General features: G+C 70.8%; 10 protein-coding genes and 1 pseudogene. 5 read left to right on the forward strand and 6 right to left on the reverse strand.

What is annotated here, in order from left to right; all coding sequences use genetic code 11:
* Nucleotides 1–17: 17 nt before the first annotated feature.
* Nucleotides 18–665 carry a TetR/AcrR family transcriptional regulator gene (locus SMA5143A_RS05290; RefSeq protein ID WP_107461742.1) on the reverse strand — a complete coding sequence of 216 codons (648 nt, stop codon included), beginning with the start codon at nt 663–665 and terminating at the stop codon, nt 18–20.
* 138 nt (nt 666–803) lie between these two features.
* Here SMA5143A_RS05290 and SMA5143A_RS05295 point away from each other — a divergent pair, with 138 nt between their 5' ends.
* Both SMA5143A_RS05295 and SMA5143A_RS05300 read left to right on the forward strand, forming a co-directional pair.
* On the forward strand, nt 804–1,193 hold the full coding sequence (locus SMA5143A_RS05295; RefSeq protein ID WP_107461743.1) for a VOC family protein: 390 nt from the start codon (nt 804–806) through the stop codon (nt 1,191–1,193).
* Between the two features lie 69 nt (nt 1,194–1,262).
* Nucleotides 1,263–1,853 carry a dihydrofolate reductase family protein gene (locus SMA5143A_RS05300; RefSeq protein WP_107461744.1) on the forward strand — a complete coding sequence of 197 codons (591 nt, stop codon included), beginning with the start codon at nt 1,263–1,265 and terminating at the stop codon, nt 1,851–1,853.
* A gap of 37 nt (nt 1,854–1,890) precedes the next feature.
* Here SMA5143A_RS05300 and SMA5143A_RS05305 read toward each other — a convergent pair whose 3' ends face one another.
* Nucleotides 1,891–4,044 carry a HEAT repeat domain-containing protein gene (locus SMA5143A_RS05305; RefSeq protein ID WP_258193332.1) on the reverse strand — a complete coding sequence of 718 codons (2,154 nt, stop codon included), beginning with the start codon at nt 4,042–4,044 and terminating at the stop codon, nt 1,891–1,893.
* 166 nt (nt 4,045–4,210) lie between these two features.
* Between SMA5143A_RS05305 and SMA5143A_RS05310 the strand changes: the two are divergent.
* Nucleotides 4,211–5,394, forward strand: a pseudogene (locus tag SMA5143A_RS05310) (RNA-guided endonuclease InsQ/TnpB family protein).
* A 57-nt stretch (nt 5,395–5,451) separates the two neighbouring features.
* Here SMA5143A_RS05310 and SMA5143A_RS05315 read toward each other — a convergent pair.
* Both SMA5143A_RS05315 and SMA5143A_RS05320 read right to left on the reverse strand, forming a co-directional pair.
* A complete protein-coding gene (locus SMA5143A_RS05315) occupies nt 5,452–7,653 on the reverse strand; it encodes an OmpL47-type beta-barrel domain-containing protein (RefSeq protein WP_181361737.1) in 2,202 nt (733 codons plus the stop codon).
* Nucleotides 7,653–10,142 carry a ThuA domain-containing protein gene (locus SMA5143A_RS05320; RefSeq protein WP_181361738.1) on the reverse strand — a complete coding sequence of 830 codons (2,490 nt, stop codon included), beginning with the start codon at nt 10,140–10,142 and terminating at the stop codon, nt 7,653–7,655. The genes SMA5143A_RS05315 and SMA5143A_RS05320 overlap by 1 nt, the downstream gene beginning before the upstream one ends.
* Nucleotides 10,143–10,380: 238 nt before the next feature.
* On the opposite strand from SMA5143A_RS05320, the gene SMA5143A_RS05325 reads away from it, so the two are divergent.
* Nucleotides 10,381–11,367: a multicopper oxidase domain-containing protein gene (locus SMA5143A_RS05325; protein ID WP_107461792.1), complete on the forward strand. Its 987-nt coding sequence runs from the start codon at nt 10,381–10,383 to the stop codon at nt 11,365–11,367.
* A 14-nt stretch (nt 11,368–11,381) separates the two neighbouring features.
* Here SMA5143A_RS05325 and SMA5143A_RS05330 read toward each other — a convergent pair whose 3' ends face one another.
* On the reverse strand, nt 11,382–12,260 hold the full coding sequence (locus SMA5143A_RS05330) for a hypothetical protein (protein WP_107461747.1): 879 nt from the start codon (nt 12,258–12,260) through the stop codon (nt 11,382–11,384).
* 153 nt (nt 12,261–12,413) lie between these two features.
* Between SMA5143A_RS05330 and SMA5143A_RS05335 the strand changes: the two genes are divergently transcribed.
* On the forward strand, nt 12,414–13,484 hold the full coding sequence (locus tag SMA5143A_RS05335) for a LacI family DNA-binding transcriptional regulator (protein WP_107461748.1): 1,071 nt from the start codon (nt 12,414–12,416) through the stop codon (nt 13,482–13,484).
* An 84-nt stretch (nt 13,485–13,568) separates the two neighbouring features.
* On the opposite strand, the gene SMA5143A_RS05340 is transcribed toward SMA5143A_RS05335, so the two are convergent.
* Complete coding sequence (locus tag SMA5143A_RS05340) at nt 13,569–14,789, reverse strand: glycoside hydrolase family 64 protein (RefSeq protein ID WP_107461749.1); 1,221 nt, start codon at nt 14,787–14,789, stop codon at nt 13,569–13,571.
* Nucleotides 14,790–15,062 lie beyond the last annotated feature (273 nt).

Below are 15,062 nucleotides of genomic sequence, written 5' to 3' on the forward strand. Positions count from 1 at the left end.
CCTGCGGGTCAATACACCTAGGCGGTGGCGTAGTCGGCGAGGGCGGGTTCCAGCAGGTCGAAGACCTGGGCCGCTTCGGCGGTGATGATCGGGGCGATCCGTTCGCCGGGGTGGCCGGCGAGAGTCAGCTCCTGGATGCGCTGGAACAGCGTGCGGTGCGCGCTGCCCAGGAGTTCGGCGACGGCCCGGACCGTGAGGTCGTCGGGGTCGGCGCCGGTGGCTTCGGTGAGCGTCAGGGCGAGGTGATGTGCCCGCTGGTCGTGGAGGCCGCGCACGCACATGCTCAGGGTGGGGCTGTCGGCGATCATGCGGGCGAACTCCGGGCCGGAGAACCCGGCGACCGGGTCCTGGGCGGTGACGGAGTCGGCGAAGGCCCGGCGCAGCGCGGCCAGCGCGGATTCCCCGGGGCGTCGCGCGTCGACGGCGCGGGCCAGTGAGGTGGCGAACCGGTCCTGATGGTCCAGCGCCAGGTCTTCCTTGCGGGGGAAGTAGTTGGTGACGGTCTTCTTGGCGACGCGGGCGGCGGCGGCGATCTCCGCGATGGTCGTCTGCTCGAAGCCCTGGGCGATGAACAGCCGTGTCGCGTGGTCGGAGATGAGCTGCCGGGTCTCCTGCTTCTTCGTCTCACGAAGCCCGGCCTTGGGCGGTGGCAGCTGGGTAGCCATGGCGGAATCCTACTCCCGTGGCATTTTTATGTTGACGTCAAGAATGATCAAGGATAAGTTTACGTCGGTAGTAAGTTTACGTCGATCAGACGGTGCGGGCCGGGTGCATGCCTGTCCTCACCGCACCCAGGGAGTCCTGTGCAGTTCACCGCCTCCACCGTCTCGCTGACCGTGGACGACGTCACCCGTTCGCAGGAGTTCTTCACCGCCCACCTGGGCTATGCCGTCCGGCACGCCGCCGACGGTTTCGTGTCCCTGGCGCACGACGACGCGGTGGATGTCGTCCTGCTCGCCCGTGGTATCGAGGTGCTGCCGCCCGAGCAGCGCGACCAGCGCGTCAGCGGTCTGATCCTGGCCTACACCCTCGCCTCCGGCCTGCGGGAGGAGGAGCAGCGGCTGCGTGAGGCCGGGGTCCGGATCACCATGCCGCTGCGCGAGGAACCCTGGGGCGAGCGCCTGTTCCAGGTCACCGACCCCAACGGGGTGATCATCCAGTTCGTCGAGTGGGCTGCCGCCGAGCACGGCTGACTCCCGAACCGACGTCGATCCGCCCTGTGCGCCACCGTTGTCCGGCAACCGATCCAGAAGGAATCATTCGTGCGCAAGCTCGTGTACTACATCGCCTCCACCCTCGACGGCTTCATCGCCGGGCCCGACGGCGCCGACCCCACGGGACCTGACGGCTTCTGGCCCGTCACCGGCGACTATGTGCAGTACCTCGCCGCCGAGTACCCCGAGACCCTGCCCGCCCCGGCGAGGAAGGCGCTCTCCGTCGAGGCCGAGGGCACCCACTTCGACACCGTCCTCGAAGGACGCAAGACCTATGAGATCGGCCTCAAGGCTGGTATCGCCGACGCCTACCCCCACCTGCGGCACCTGGTCTTCTCCACCACCATGACCGAGAGCCCCGACCCGAACGTGGAGCTGGTCACGAGCGACCCGGTGGCGAAGGTGCGGGAGTTGAAGCAGGAGGACGGCAAGGACCTCTGGCTGATCGGCGGGGGTGAACTCGCGGGCGTCCTGTACGACGACATCGACCAACTCATCGTCAAACTGGGCCCCTTGACCATAGGCACCGGGATCCCCCTCTTCGGCCGCTCGGCCGCCTTCGACCCGCGCGTCTGGAACCTGACGGACCACGTCGTCCTGGAGGGCGGGGCGGCGTTCCTCACCTACACCCGCGGCTGAGGGCGGTTCGACGAGCCTGACGGGTCCGCCCGCGACCTCAGTCGGTCTCGAACGCCGCCGCCATGCGCCGGCAATCCCCGAACAACTCCTCGTCCGACGCCACGTCCCCTCGTACGTTCACGGCGGCGTGGGCGCTCTCGTGGGCGGTGTCGGTGCGGTGGCGGCGGGGTGAGGACAGTTCCGCCCGGACGAGGGGGAGGGCCGGGGCAGCCGCGGGGCCCATCTCGACGAGGCAGGCGGCGATCTCCGGGCGGTGCACCGGCTGGGCGGTCCAGTGGTGCGACAGCACCGGCAGGGCCTCCTCCGCGTCTGCGGTGATCCGCCACAGGGCGACGGCCTCGTCGACGCCCTGCGGCTCGGGCCCGCGCAGACTCGCCGCGAGCGACACGGCCGCCGGGCCGAGCGAGCCGATCACCTGGAGGGCGGCCCTCCGCTCGTACCGGTGCTCGGAGCGCAGACCGGCACTGAGGGCGGGAAGCACCGCCTCGGCGTCACCGGTCACCGCCCACAGCGCCGCCGCGGCCTCGATACGGTCGGGATCGCGGGCGGCGCCCGAGACCCGCTCCCGCAGCAGCGGGGCGGCTTCGGTCGCCGCCGTGCCGTAGCGGGCCAGGGCCCTCATCGCGTGCCGCCGGGTCGCCGCGTCGTCGCCGCTGTCGCGGAGCGCCGCTATGACCAGGGGCAGGGACGGCCGGTGCCGGAGGATGCCCAGCCCGTCGAGGAGCCGGCGCCGGGCGACACCCCGGTCCTCCGGGGCGAGGTCGGCGAGCCGCTCGTGCAGCACCGGGCCCAACTCCGCGCCCGCCTCCGGGCCGTAGGCCGCCAGCCACCGCTCGGTCTCCTCCGGTGGGTCCAGCCTGCTCAGGACGGACTTCAGGGCGTTCAACGCCCGGTCGTCGCCCTGGAGCGCCAGCACCTCCATGGCCCTGCCGATCGCCGTGTCGAGCCAGCGCAGGCCGTCCATGGACTCGGTCCGCCCGCTCTCCCACCAGTCCTCGACGAACGCCACCACGTCGTCGGCCACCACCCGCGCGACCGGCGCGAGATACCGCAGCTCGCCCAACGCGGCCTTGTTCAAGCGGAGTTCAGGCTCCCGCAGCTGCCCGGCGAGCGCGATCAGCGGCTCGTCGTCCGGGATCCGCCAGCCCGTCATCAGTGCCCCGGCCATCCTGATCGCGGCCATGCGCTGACCCCAGTCCGCGCTGCCCAACTGCCCGAGAAGCAGCGGGAACCGCAGGTCGGTCCGGTCGCCCAGCGCGTGATGCAGCTCCAGGAGGAGTTCGGGAGTGGCGTCCGTGTCGGCGAGCGCGTAGTGCGTGGCCTCCAGGTCGCGCAGGTACGACACCATCGTGTCCGTCCGCGGGCGTTCCCGGACCGGCTCGGCCGCGCGGGCGGCGGACGCCTTCCGCTCGTACGCGGAGCGCAGTGTGTCCAGGGCGATCCGCACACTGTTGACGGGCAGGGCCCGCGGGGCGCAGCGCGCCAGCTGGACGAGAGCCGACAGCCGCAGCTCGTGATCGGCCCCGCCCGAGAGCACCATCTCGCGCAGGACGGGCTCGGCCGTTTCCCCCAACTGCTCCGGGTGCGCGTCGGCCAGCTCGCCGATCGCTCCCACCAGGGCGCGCAGCGCCCCGGGGTCCCGCTCCACCGGAAGCCGCCCACGCAACGCGTCGAACACCCGCGCGGGCTGTGGATGCACTTCGGCCAGCGCTTCCGCGGCCGCCTCCCGCACCTTTGGGTCGCGGTCGCCGAGCAGCGTGAGGAAGGCGTCGGCGCGCTCCCGCACCCCGGCCCAGGCGTCGAGATACAGCTGGACGTACGCCGCGTTCTCCCGCTCGTCCGCGAACGGGGCGTCCAGCTCGGCCGGGTCGGGGTTCCGCCCGCCGGCGATGGAGCACAGCAACCGCACGATCGCCGCCCGGTCCGGCAGGCCCGGCATCGACGCCAGTTCGAAGAGGAACGGTATGCAGGCCACCGTGCTGTCGTACACGTCGCCCTGGTGGTGCACCGCCCCGTACAGCCCGTCGAGCGCGATGTCCCGCCGGGCGGGGTCCTCCGACGCCAAGCCCCACAGCAGGTCGGGGACGTCGGTCGCGGAATCGGTGTACGCATGCCCCATCGACGCCCAGTCGACGTCGTCGATCCCCGTGAGCACGAAGCCTCCCCGTGTGCGGTGGCGTACGGCAGCCACGGGTCACAGCATGCCGTACGCCACTGACAACGGGCCGGGCACGGGCGGGCGCTACCGGGGTCCATTCGCGGAGCTCCGGCCTTCAGGCCGCAGGTGAAGCGAATCTGCCAGTGCGACGGGTAGCGTCACCGAGACTGGTCCGGCGGAGCCGGACGGTGGTCCTCACATGGGCATCGGTGAACACGTTGGGCGGAACTTGGTCACGAAGTCCAAGTGGACAAGCGTCGCGAACGTGCAGTACCGAACCCGCCGGGCCGGGCAGCCGTTCCCGACGGCCGGTCAGCTGTCCACGCGCCTGATCACCGAGGCGAAGCGGACAGCCGAACGGTCCTGGCTGGGCGAGGTGTCCGCGGTGGTGCTTCAGCAGTCCCTGCGGGACGCCGAGACCGCGTACCGCACCTTCTTCGCCTCCCTCAAGGGCACCCGCAAGGGACCCAAGCTGGGTGCCCCACGCTTCAAGTCCCGCAAGGACGCGAGGCAGTCGATCCGGTTCACCGCGAACGCCCGCTGGAACATCACCGGCAGTGGCCGTCTGAACCTGCCGAAGATCGGCGCGGTGAAGGTGAAGTGGTCCCGCGCCCTGCCTACCGCCCCCACCTCCGTCACAGTCATCAAGGACGCGGCCGGTAGGTTCTTCGCCTCCTTCGTCATCGACACCGACCCCGCCGCCGACGCGACACGGATGCCGGAGACCCACTGCACCATCGGTATCGATCTCGGCCTCACGCATTTCGCCGTCCTGTCCACCGGAGAGAAGATCGACTCCCCGCGGTTCCTGCGCCGGGCGGAGAGGAAGCTGAAGAAGGCACAGCGCGAGCGTCCCGCAAGCAGAAGGGATCGAAGAACCGGGCCAAGGCCCGCTTGAAGGTCGCCCGAGCCCCCGCCAAGGTCAGCGACGCGTGCCGTGAGTTCCACCATCAGTTCTCCACGAAGCTGATCTCCGAGAACCAAGGGATCGCCGTGGAGGACCTGTCGGTGGCGGGACTGGCGCGCACGAGGCTGGCCAAGTCCGTGCACGACGCCGGATGGTCGTCGTTCATCAGCATGCTGGCGTACAAAGCACAGCGGTACGGCCGCACCTTGGTCACGATCGGCCGGTTCACCCCGACGTCCCAGACCTGCTCCACCTGCGGCGCCGTGGACGGACCCAAACCCCTGAACGTCCGGGTATGGACCTGTACCGCCTGCGGCACCGTTCACGACCGGGACACCAACGCGGCGATCAACGTGAAGACGGCCGCCGGACTGGCGGTATCGGCCTGCGGAGCGCCGGTAGGACCAGGAGCGATCCCGGCACAGCGCGAAGAAACAGGAAGCCACGGATTCCCGACCGGAAACCGTGCCGCGTAGCGGCACAGCAACCAGTCGAGAAGGCCAGAATCCTCGCCGTTCAGGGCGAGGAGCATGTCAAAGCTCCTTGATCCGGATGTCCCGGTAGGAGACCACGTCCGTCGTGCCGTGCACCTGGAGTCCGAGGTAGCCGGAGGCGAACCGCCGTCCGTCCGTGCCCGGATCGTCGGCGCGGGGCGGGGCGAAGTCCTGGCCGCCGGTGTTGTCGAACTCGTTGATCAGGACCCCGTTGCGGTACACGGAGTAGTGCTGGTCGACCACGCGGATCTCGTAGTCGTTCCAGGTGCCCTTCTGGGTGACGCCCGCGCCGGCGAGCCCCACCCGGTCGAAGCCGTAGACCGAACCCGTCTTGTACATGTCGCCGTCGGGCCGGTCCAGGACCTGCACCTCGTGGCCGTACTTGATGGCGACCCACTCCGGCCGCGACTCCTCCGGGTGCTCGTGGACCCACGGGAACCGCACGAAGACCCCGGAGTTGGCGTGGGACGTGCCGGGCGCGTCGTCCCGCCACTGAAGGCGCAGCGAGAAGTCGCCGTACTTCCGTTCCGGGAACCACAGCATGCCCAGCCCGTCCTTCGTCGTCCCGGACGTGATCGAGCCGTCGGCGTTCCGGGCGAACGAACCGCCGCCCACCTGCTGCCACTTGGCGAACGACTCGGCCGTGCCGTCGAGGATCGTGCGGTAGCCCCCGGTCTGCCCGGGCCTGCCGATGCCGGACTCCGCCGCCGCCTCCTTCACCGCGTCATGCTCGCGACGATCGACGACCCCGTCCTTCAGCAGCCTGTCGAGCACGGTGTCGACGTGCTTCAGGAACAGGGCGTGGGACGTCCACTCCTTCTCGTCCTCGATCAACTCGTTGATCCGGCACCGGTTGTCGGTCACCCGGTTCGGCACGCCCGAGTCGACCGTGCCGACGAACACCGTCAACCGCTCGTCGTACTCCGCGCAGTTGGGCGCGGGGACGCCGCCGCCCGCGACGACCGTGAAGGTCGCCGAGCGCGCGGGGGCGGTGTTCCCCGCCTTGTCGCTCGCCCGGTACGCCACGGTGTGCGTGCCCGCGCGGTCGACGACCACGGGGGCGGTGTAGGCGAGATAGGGGCCGCCGTCCAGGGAGTACTCGATCGCGGCGACACCCGACCCGCCGTGGTCCGTGGCGCTGACGGTGACCTTCGCGTTCCTCAGGTAGGCGCCGGCCGCGTTCCGCTCGCCCTCGACGGTCACCCCCGTCACCGGCGGTGTCGTGTCGGCGGCGGGCGGGGCCACGACCGTGAACCCGACGTTCTTCTCCGCCGAGACGTTGCCCGCCTTGTCCGTCGCCCGGTACCGCACGGTGTGCGGGCCGACCTCGTGCACCATCACCGGAGCCGTGTACGGCCGCCAGGCGCCCGTGGCACCGAGCGCGTACTCGACGGAGTTGACCCCGGAGCCGGTGTCCGACGCGGAGACGGTGACGGTGGCCATGGAGACGTACCGGCCCTGCGCGTCGCGCTCACCGGTCACCGTCGCCGAGGTCTCCGGCGCGGTGGTGTCGTCGGTGGGCGGGGCGACGACGGTGAACTCGACGCTCTTCTCGGCGGCCGTGTTGCCCGCCTTGTCGACGGCCCGGTAGCGGACCTTGTGGCTGCCCACCCGGTCCGTCACGACGGGGGTGGTGTACGGCGCCCAGGCGCCCGAGTCGCCGGTCGCGTACTCGATCCGCTCGACCCCGGAGCCGCCCGTGTCGGTCGCGGTGACGGTGACGGTCGCCGAACCGACGTACGCGCCCTGCGCGTTCCTGGTGCCGCTCACGGTCGCCGAGGTCTCGGGCGCGGTGGTGTCCTCGCCGGTGCCCTCGGTGACCACGAGGATGCCCTGCATCTGGCCGTGCCCGGGGATGGTGCAGTAGTAGCGGTAGCGGCCGGGGGTGAGCGTGACCTCGGCGGTGTGGCGGCCGCCCCGGTCGTCGTTCGGGTTGGCCAGGATGTTCAGCGGGACGTCGTGGTTGTACTCGGGGTCGGAGACGTCGAACGTCAGGGTGTGCGGCATGCCCGTCGTGTTGCCGGTGGCCGTGCTGTTCTCGAACACGAGGGTCGTCACACCCGCCACCGCGGTCTTCGGCGCGGTCGTGTACTTGGTGATGTCGTCACCGGCCGTCCAGGTGAGCACCTGGGCCGCGGCCTCGGCGGCCGGTTCGGCCCGCCCGGAGGCGGGTGTCGCCGTGAGGCCGAGCACCATCAGCAGGGCCGCCCCCAGGGCCACCCACAGACGTCTCTCCCGCATCACCGCGCACCCCTCGCGAGCTGGTCGGCGGACGGCGTGGGGCCGCCGCCCGTGTAGGTCACCCGCCACAGGGCGGACTTGGCGTCGGAGGTGAAGAAGCCGCGCCCGTAGTCGAGGAGGTAGAGGGCCCCGTCCGGCCCGAACTTCCAGTCCATGAGGTTCCTGATGCCGTCGTTGCCGACCGGGATGATCCGTTTCAGCGTCTCGGCGTGGACGGGGAGCCCGCCGCTGCCGTGGTTCCTCGGGTCGGTGAGGACGGCGTGCCGTGGCTGGTCGGCGTCGTAGAAGTCGCCGACGAACCACTTGCCGTCCCAGTACGCGGGCCACTGGCCGGAGCCGGTCGCGGCGGGGTCGTAGCGGTAGACCGGGCCGTTCATCGCGGCCTGCCCGCCACCCTTCAGCCAGGGCAGCAGGTACGTGGCGTCCTCGTTCTTGTACGAGGGGACGCCGTTCGCGTCCCTCGGGAAGTCAGGGGCGCCGCCCTGCGGCGAGTACCAGATGGAGTTGCCGGTCACCGGGGGCAGGTTGACGAGCCCGTCGTTGTTGGGGGACTCGTTCTTCGGGTGGTCGCAGTCGTACCAGCCCAGCGGCTTCGACGGGTCCGGCAGATTGCGGTCCCGGTACGGCTGCTCGTTGCCCATGCAGTACGGCCAGCCCCGGTTGCCCGCCTCGGTGATGACGGCGAACGTGTCGTACTTCGCCGGGCCCCAGGTCGTCGACGGCGTGGAGGCGTCCGGGCCGACCCAGCCTGCGTAGAGGACGTCCGTCTTCCTGTCGACGAAGATCCGCGCGGGGTTCCGGACACCCATCACATAGATCTCGCCGCGGGTCTTCCCGCCGCCCTCGTCGGTCTCCTTCCCGGTGAAGAGATTGCCGGCGGGCAGGGTGTACGTGCCGTCCGGCTCCGGGTGGACGCGCAGGATCTTGCCGTTGAGGTTGTTGGTGTTCCCTGCCGTGCGGCGCGCGTCGGCGAAGGACACGCCCTTGTAGTTGGGCTGCGGGTTGTTGCCCGAGTAACCGGCGCTGAAGCCGCTGGAGTTGTTGTCGCCGGTCGCGATGTAGAGGTTGCCCCGCGAGTCCCAGGCCATCCCGCCGCCCGCGTGGCAGCAGCTGTGGATCTGCACCGGCCAGGTGAGCAGCACCTTCTCGCTGCCCAGGTCCAGCTTGTTGGTGGCGAGGTCGAGGGTGAAGCGGGAGACGCGGCGCTCGGCCATCCGGGTGTCGCGGTTGATCCGCTCGTGCGGTGTGTAGTGCAGATACACCCAGCCGTTCCGCTGGAAGCCGGGGTCCAGCTCGATGCCCAGCAGACCCTCCTCGACCTTGATCAGCTCGTCGCCGCCGCCCTTGTTGCCGAAGACGGTGAGGGCGCCGGCCAGGGTGACCTGCCTGGTCCGCGGGTCGTAGACGTGGACCTCGCCCCTGCCCTTGCCGATGTTCGGGTCGTTCCAGTCGGTGACCACAGGCTGCGAGGAGTCCGCGCCGCCGCGACCGATGTAGAGGACCCGTCCGTCGGGGGCGGCGACCAGGCCGTGCGGCTCGCCGATCTGGTCGTTCTGTCCGGGCTGGTTGGGCCGGGTCAGCCGCTCCGCCTTGTAGTTGGCGTCGATCGTCGCCTTGCAGTCGGCCCGGGTCAGCCGGGACGTCCACAGCAGGGCGCCGCGCAGATGCGTACGGAAGTCGGTCTCGTCGTACGCCGACACCGTCCCGCCCATGCCCGTGTAGAAGGAGCGGCCGCCGTCGTAGTCACGGCACCAACTCACCGGATGGTCCCAGCCGTTGGCGCTCGCACCCGGCCGGTACGTGGACTCGCGTACCCGGGCCACGGTGTGGACGGCGCCGGACGGGTTCTTCACCCAGTTGAACCACTTGTCGGGCCGCTTCCACTGCACCGGCAGGTCCTTGGTCGCCGGGTGCCGCCGGTCCCCGACCTCGACCGTCGCCCGCTGCACGGACGTCGGGCTCGACGCGGCCGGGCGGGCGCCGATCAGCCCGGTGAACCAGTCGGAGTACGGCTCGGCGCGCGCCGCGTCATGGATGCCGACGAAACCGCCGCCCGCCTCCATGTACGCCTCCAGACCCGCCTCCTGCTCCGGGTCGAGGACGTCGCCCCCGCCGGTGAGGAAGACCACCGCGTTGAAGCCGCCCAGGCGGGCCCCGTCGGTGAACACGGAGGCGTCGCCGGTGGCGACGACCTCGAACCGTTCGGCCGCGGGCCCGGACAGCCCGATCCGCTCGATCGCCTCGATCCCGGCGTTGACGAGCGGCGACTCCTCACCGGCGGCCGCCGAACCGTGGAAGACCAGCACCCGCGGGCCCGAGCCGCCCGGGGGTGAGGTGATCGACATCGTTGTCAGCGTGGGTTCCGGAGCGGGGCGGGCGTGCGCCGCCGGGCCGGACAGCAGCCCCGCTGCCAGGACCGAGGCGGTCACGACGGCCGCCCAGGGCCGTCTTCCCCGTGTTCTCGTGTCGCTCAACCCTCGTAAGTACATGGGCACCTCCTCGGTCACAGCCACAGCGCCAAGGAAGTTAGACCCCTTTGCACGGTACGCCAATACCTATGACCGGAATGCCACAAACTTTGTCCTGGGCGTGGATAAACACCTGTGGTGCCGCTACCGTCTCACAGGTTCACCACAGACTCAGGCGCGTTGTCGTAAGCCGTACTCGCATGGGGAGTTCCGGATGGACGGACAGGACGGACAGGACGGACAGGACGGACTGGACGGACTGGACAGACGAGGCTTCAACCGACGGCTGCTGCTGGGTGGCGCGGCCGCCGCGACATCGTTGTCCGTGGCCGTCGACACCGTCGGCGCCCCCGAGGCCGCGAGCGCCGACGCCGCCGCGCGGACCGCCCCCGCGGGCGGCGAGGTCCGGCACATCAAGCTGTACGCCGAGAAACTGGCGGACGGTCAGATGGGTTACGGCCTGGAGAAGGGCAAGGCGTCCGTTCCCGGTCCGCTGATCGAACTGAACGAGGGCGACACGCTGCACATCGAGTTCGAGAACACCATGGACGTCCGGGCGAGCCTGCACGTCCACGGTCTGGACTACGAGACCTCCAGCGACGGCACCGCCCTCAACAAGAGCGACGTCGAGCCCGGCGGCACCCGTACGTACACCTGGCGGACGCACACACCCGGCCGGCGCAAGGACGGCACCTGGCGGGCGGGCAGCGCCGGGTACTGGCACTACCACGACCATGTCGTCGGCACGGAACACGGCACGGCCGGCATCCGCAAGGGCCTCTACGGCCCCGTGATCGTCCGCCGCAAGGGTGACGTCCTGCCCGACAAGACCGTCACCGTCGTCTTCAACGACATGCTCATCAACAACAAGCCGGCCCACACCGGACCCAACTTCGACGCGACGGTCGGCGACCGGGTGGAGTGGGTCGTCATCACCCACGGTGAGTACTACCACACCTTCCACCTGCACGGACATCGCTGGGCCGACAACCGCACGGGCCAGCTGACCGGCCCCGACGACCCCAGTCAGGTCATCGACAACAAGATCTGCGGCCCCGCCGACTCCTTCGGCTTCCAGGTCATCGCCGGTGAGGGTGTCGGCGCCGGCGCCTGGATGTACCACTGCCACGTCCAGAGCCACTCCGACATGGGCATGGTCGGCCTGTTCCTGGTCCGCAAGCCGGACGGGACGATCCCGGGGTACGAGCCGCACGAGCACGAGCCAAAGCACGAGCACGTGCACTGAGCCCCGCCCGCGCGTCACTCCCCGCTGATGTCCAGCACGCCCCACGAGGTGGACGACCGCTCCTGGACGTAGAGGCGCGGTCCCCGCGACACGACTCGTCGTCGGCGCTCCACCGGGGTGCCGTCCGCGCGCGTCAGGCGGGCCGTGGTCAGGACGTCGACCGAGGTGTCGCCGAGCGAGGCGACGACCAGCCGGTCACGGTCCTCGCCGTAACCGCCGAAGAACACGACGCGCGCCCCGTCCACGGCCACGCCCTTCGCGCCCTCGACCGGTGTCGTCCGCAGATGGGGCGGCCGGTCGGGGCGCACCTCCACCAGCGGGAAGCTGATGGAGCTGGTGTACGGATACACCCATACCCCTCTCCGGTCCACGTTCAGCGCGTAGCAGTCGGCGATCCAGTCGGCGCCGGGCGGCGGTCTGTACTCCCACAGTGCCTCGCCGGTGGCGCGCCAGCGGCGTGCGCCCGCAGCACTGAGCGGATCGTCGCCGAACACACCCTCGTCGAAGTACCCGACCCACAGGTCGCCGGACTCGTCGGTCAGCAGATGCTCGATCGCGTCGCCGACGCGGAACGTCCACGTGGGGCGTCCCAGTGCGTCGAATATCTGGACCTGCTCGTCACCCGCCTGACTACGCGCGTCGGCGACGACGAAGCCGCCGTCCGGGAGCGAGTCGACCTTGGGGTGACGGGCGGTCACCGAACTGAGCGCGGTCGCGTACGAAGCACCGTCGTCCACGGTGACGACCACCGCGTCGTACGGCCCCGGCGCCTCCGTCGGAGCCCGCAGCAGCCAGTGGGCGCGGCCGAAGGCGTCGACCGTGCTGTGGAGAAGACGTAGATCGTCGTACGCGCGGGGGAGCCGGGCGTACGGGGCGAGGCGGTCAGGCGTCATGGGCCTTTCTCATGGTCATACGGTGATCCTCATGGCCGCCCCGGCCCCGGCGCAACCGAATTCCGGCGGACGCCTCCACCCGTTCCGGGAGCGCTCTCAGGCCGGCCCGGCCGCGGCTATCCTGATCCCCACCCGCTCTTGAGGAGTCCCGAAGTGACCGAGGCAGTGTCGCGTCCCACGTTGGAGGCCGTGGCCGCGCGCGCCGGGGTGTCACGGGCCACCGTGTCCCGAGTCGTCAACGGGGGCGACGGCGTCCGCGAGCCGCTGGTGGAACGGGTGCGCAGGGCGGTCGAGGAACTCGGCTACGTCCCCAACCAGGCGGCCCGCAGCCTTGTCACCCGGCGCCACGACGCGGTGGCCGTCGTGATTGCGGAACCGGAGACCAGGGTCTTCGCGGACCCCTTCTTCGCCCTCCAGCTGCGCGGGATCAGCAAGGAACTGACGGCCCACGACTCCCAGCTGGTCCTGCTGCTCACCGAGGGGCCCGAGGACTACGCGCGGGTCGGCCGGTATCTCGCGGGCGGCCACGTCGACGGGGCGCTCGTCTTCTCCCTGCACCTCGACGACCCGCTGCCGGGACTGATCCGGGGCGCCGGCGTGCCGACCGTGTTCGGCGGACGGCCCGGCTGGGGCGACGGCCCGCGCGGCGACGGACCCACCGTCTACGTCGACAGCGACAACCGGGGCGGAGCGCGGGACGCCGTACGGCATCTCGTCGGACTCGGTCGCACCCGGGTCGCCCACATCACCGGTCCCCTCGACCAGACCTCCGCGGTCGACCGCCTCGACGGCTTCCGCGACGTCATGGTCGACGCCGACCCCCGGCTGATCGTGGAGGGCGACTTCACTCCGGCCGGCGGGGAGCGTGCGATGCGCGTCCTCCTCGACCGCTGCCCCGAGGTGGACGCGCTGTTCGCCGCCAACGACCTCTCGGCCTGCGGCGCCCTGAGGGTCCTGCGCGAGCGGGGGCGGCGGGTGCCGGAGGACGTGGCCGTGATCGGCTTCGACGACATGCTGCCGGTGGCGGAAGGCGCCGACCCGCCCCTGACGACGGTCCGTCAGGACATAGAGGAGATGGGGCGGTTGATGGCCCGACTCCTTCTGAGGGGCCTCGACCGACGCGGCCGGGACGAGGACCCGGACCCCGGACCGGGCAAGGGCCTGGGCGGCGCGCCGTCCAGCGTCGTCCTCCCGACGACACTGATCCGGCGCGCCTCCGCGTGAGCCGCGGGTCCCAGGACCTGTCGGTCGGACCGGCCGGACCGGCCAACCGGCCGAACCTGCGCGGGTGCGCGGCTCGCCAGGGCCCTACGCGCCCACCGTCACCGTGAACCGTCGTGGGTTGCCGTCATGTGCCGCGCCGGACACGTCCGGCTGGCCGTCGGGTCGTACGTCGTCGTACGGGAAGGCGTACCCGATGGGCGAGTTGGCGTGCACGACGCGCGACCAGTGGTTGGTCACGGTTCCCCGGTAGTAGTCGCCCGCCGTGGACCCGTTCGGCTGCGTGGGGTGGGTGAGCATGAGCGAGCGGTTGAAGCCGGCGGCGATCCGGGCGAGGAGGGCCTTCTTGGGGTCGGGGTCGCCGGGGTTGTTGGCGAAGGGGCCGTGGTTGCAGGTGAAGATGTCCTTCGAGGTGGGCCTGGCGAAGGAATGGCCCCCGGTGAAGGTGAGCCGGTCGCCGTCGACCCGGCCGGTGAGCACGCCCCGGCCGCCCTGGAGGTCGATCCGCAGGTCGGTCGAACGGTACTTGTCCCAGACCTGGTTGATGTACGCGTCCCAGTAGGAGCGGAACGGCATCTGGTCCGGCCGGTCGAAGTACGGCGCCATCAGGTTCTGCGGGGAGATGACCCGCAGGACCCTGCCGTCGCCGCCCCGGATGACGAGCCGGTCCCACGGCTGGCCGTCCCTCGCGGCCTGGGTCACCAGGTCCGCGGCGATCCGGTCGACGGCGCCGCTCGGCAACGGGGCCACGGTGTGCGTGGCGTCGCCCTCCAGGGTGAGGCCGATGGGGAGGGCCGTCACCAGGTCGACGTAGCTGATGTTGGCGAACAACTGGGTGGTGTCGAACGTGAACTCGCAGAACGACCATGTCCTGCCGAAGTTGGGGTCGGCGGGGGTGGCGAACGCCGGCTCGACCAGCGCCGGGCCCGGGTTGAGGAAGAAGTCGAGTGTGTTGTCGCGCACGAAGTAGACACGGGCGCCGAACATCTGGGGGAGTGTCAGCACGACGGGCGCGGAGCCGGCGGGGCCGAGCGGGATGGCGCAGTCCACCGGCAGCGGCGTGTGGGGCGCCGACGGCGAGGTCGGCCGGTAGACGCTGCCGTTGGCCCGCAGCAGCACCCAGGCGCCGGTCGCCTGTTCGTGCCCGGTGACGTACGCCCGGACCGTGCCCGGCAACGAGGCGTTGCGCAGGGCCAGTTGGCAGGTGGTGGGCGCGGCGGCCCGGGCGGGAGTGGTGAGAGCGCTCCCAGCCAGAGGCGCGCCGATCACGGCGGTCGTTCCGGCGAGGAATGTACGACGAGAGAGCATGGTGGAGCCTCCTGGGAGTGGGGAGCGGAGGCACAGGGGGTGGGGCCCCTGCTGTGGTGCCCCCACTGTTCCCAGGGGAGGTTGAGCCGTCAAGACTTATGACTGAGAGCGCTCTCAGGACTTTCCGGCGTTCGGGACTTGACGGCGGGCGGGCCGTTGCTCGGCGCGCGGCTTGGGCCAGTCCGTCATGCGGAAGACGCCCAGCATGTCGTCGTCCCGTACACCGGCTCCCGCCGGACGTCGACCGCGCCGAGGTGCTGCGAGCCCCCACCG

The organism is Streptomyces sp. MA5143a, assembly GCF_900290235.1.
Lineage (GTDB): Bacteria > Actinomycetota > Actinomycetes > Streptomycetales > Streptomycetaceae > Streptomyces.

Bases quoted from the DNA above. Each gene is read 5' to 3' on its own strand.
- SMA5143A_RS05290 (WP_107461742.1), bottom strand. From the start codon at position 665: ATGGCTACCCAGCTGCCACCGCCCAAGGCCGGGCTTCGTGAGACGAAG.
- SMA5143A_RS05315 (WP_181361737.1), bottom strand. From the start codon at position 7,653: ATGCGGGAGAGACGTCTGTGGGTGGCCCTGGGGGCGGCCCTGCTGATG.
- SMA5143A_RS05320 (WP_181361738.1), bottom strand. From the start codon at position 10,142: ATGTACTTACGAGGGTTGAGCGACACGAGAACACGGGGAAGACGGCCC.
- SMA5143A_RS05330 (WP_107461747.1), bottom strand. From the start codon at position 12,260: ATGACGCCTGACCGCCTCGCCCCGTACGCCCGGCTCCCCCGCGCGTAC.
- SMA5143A_RS05340 (WP_107461749.1), bottom strand. From the start codon at position 14,789: ATGCTCTCTCGTCGTACATTCCTCGCCGGAACGACCGCCGTGATCGGC.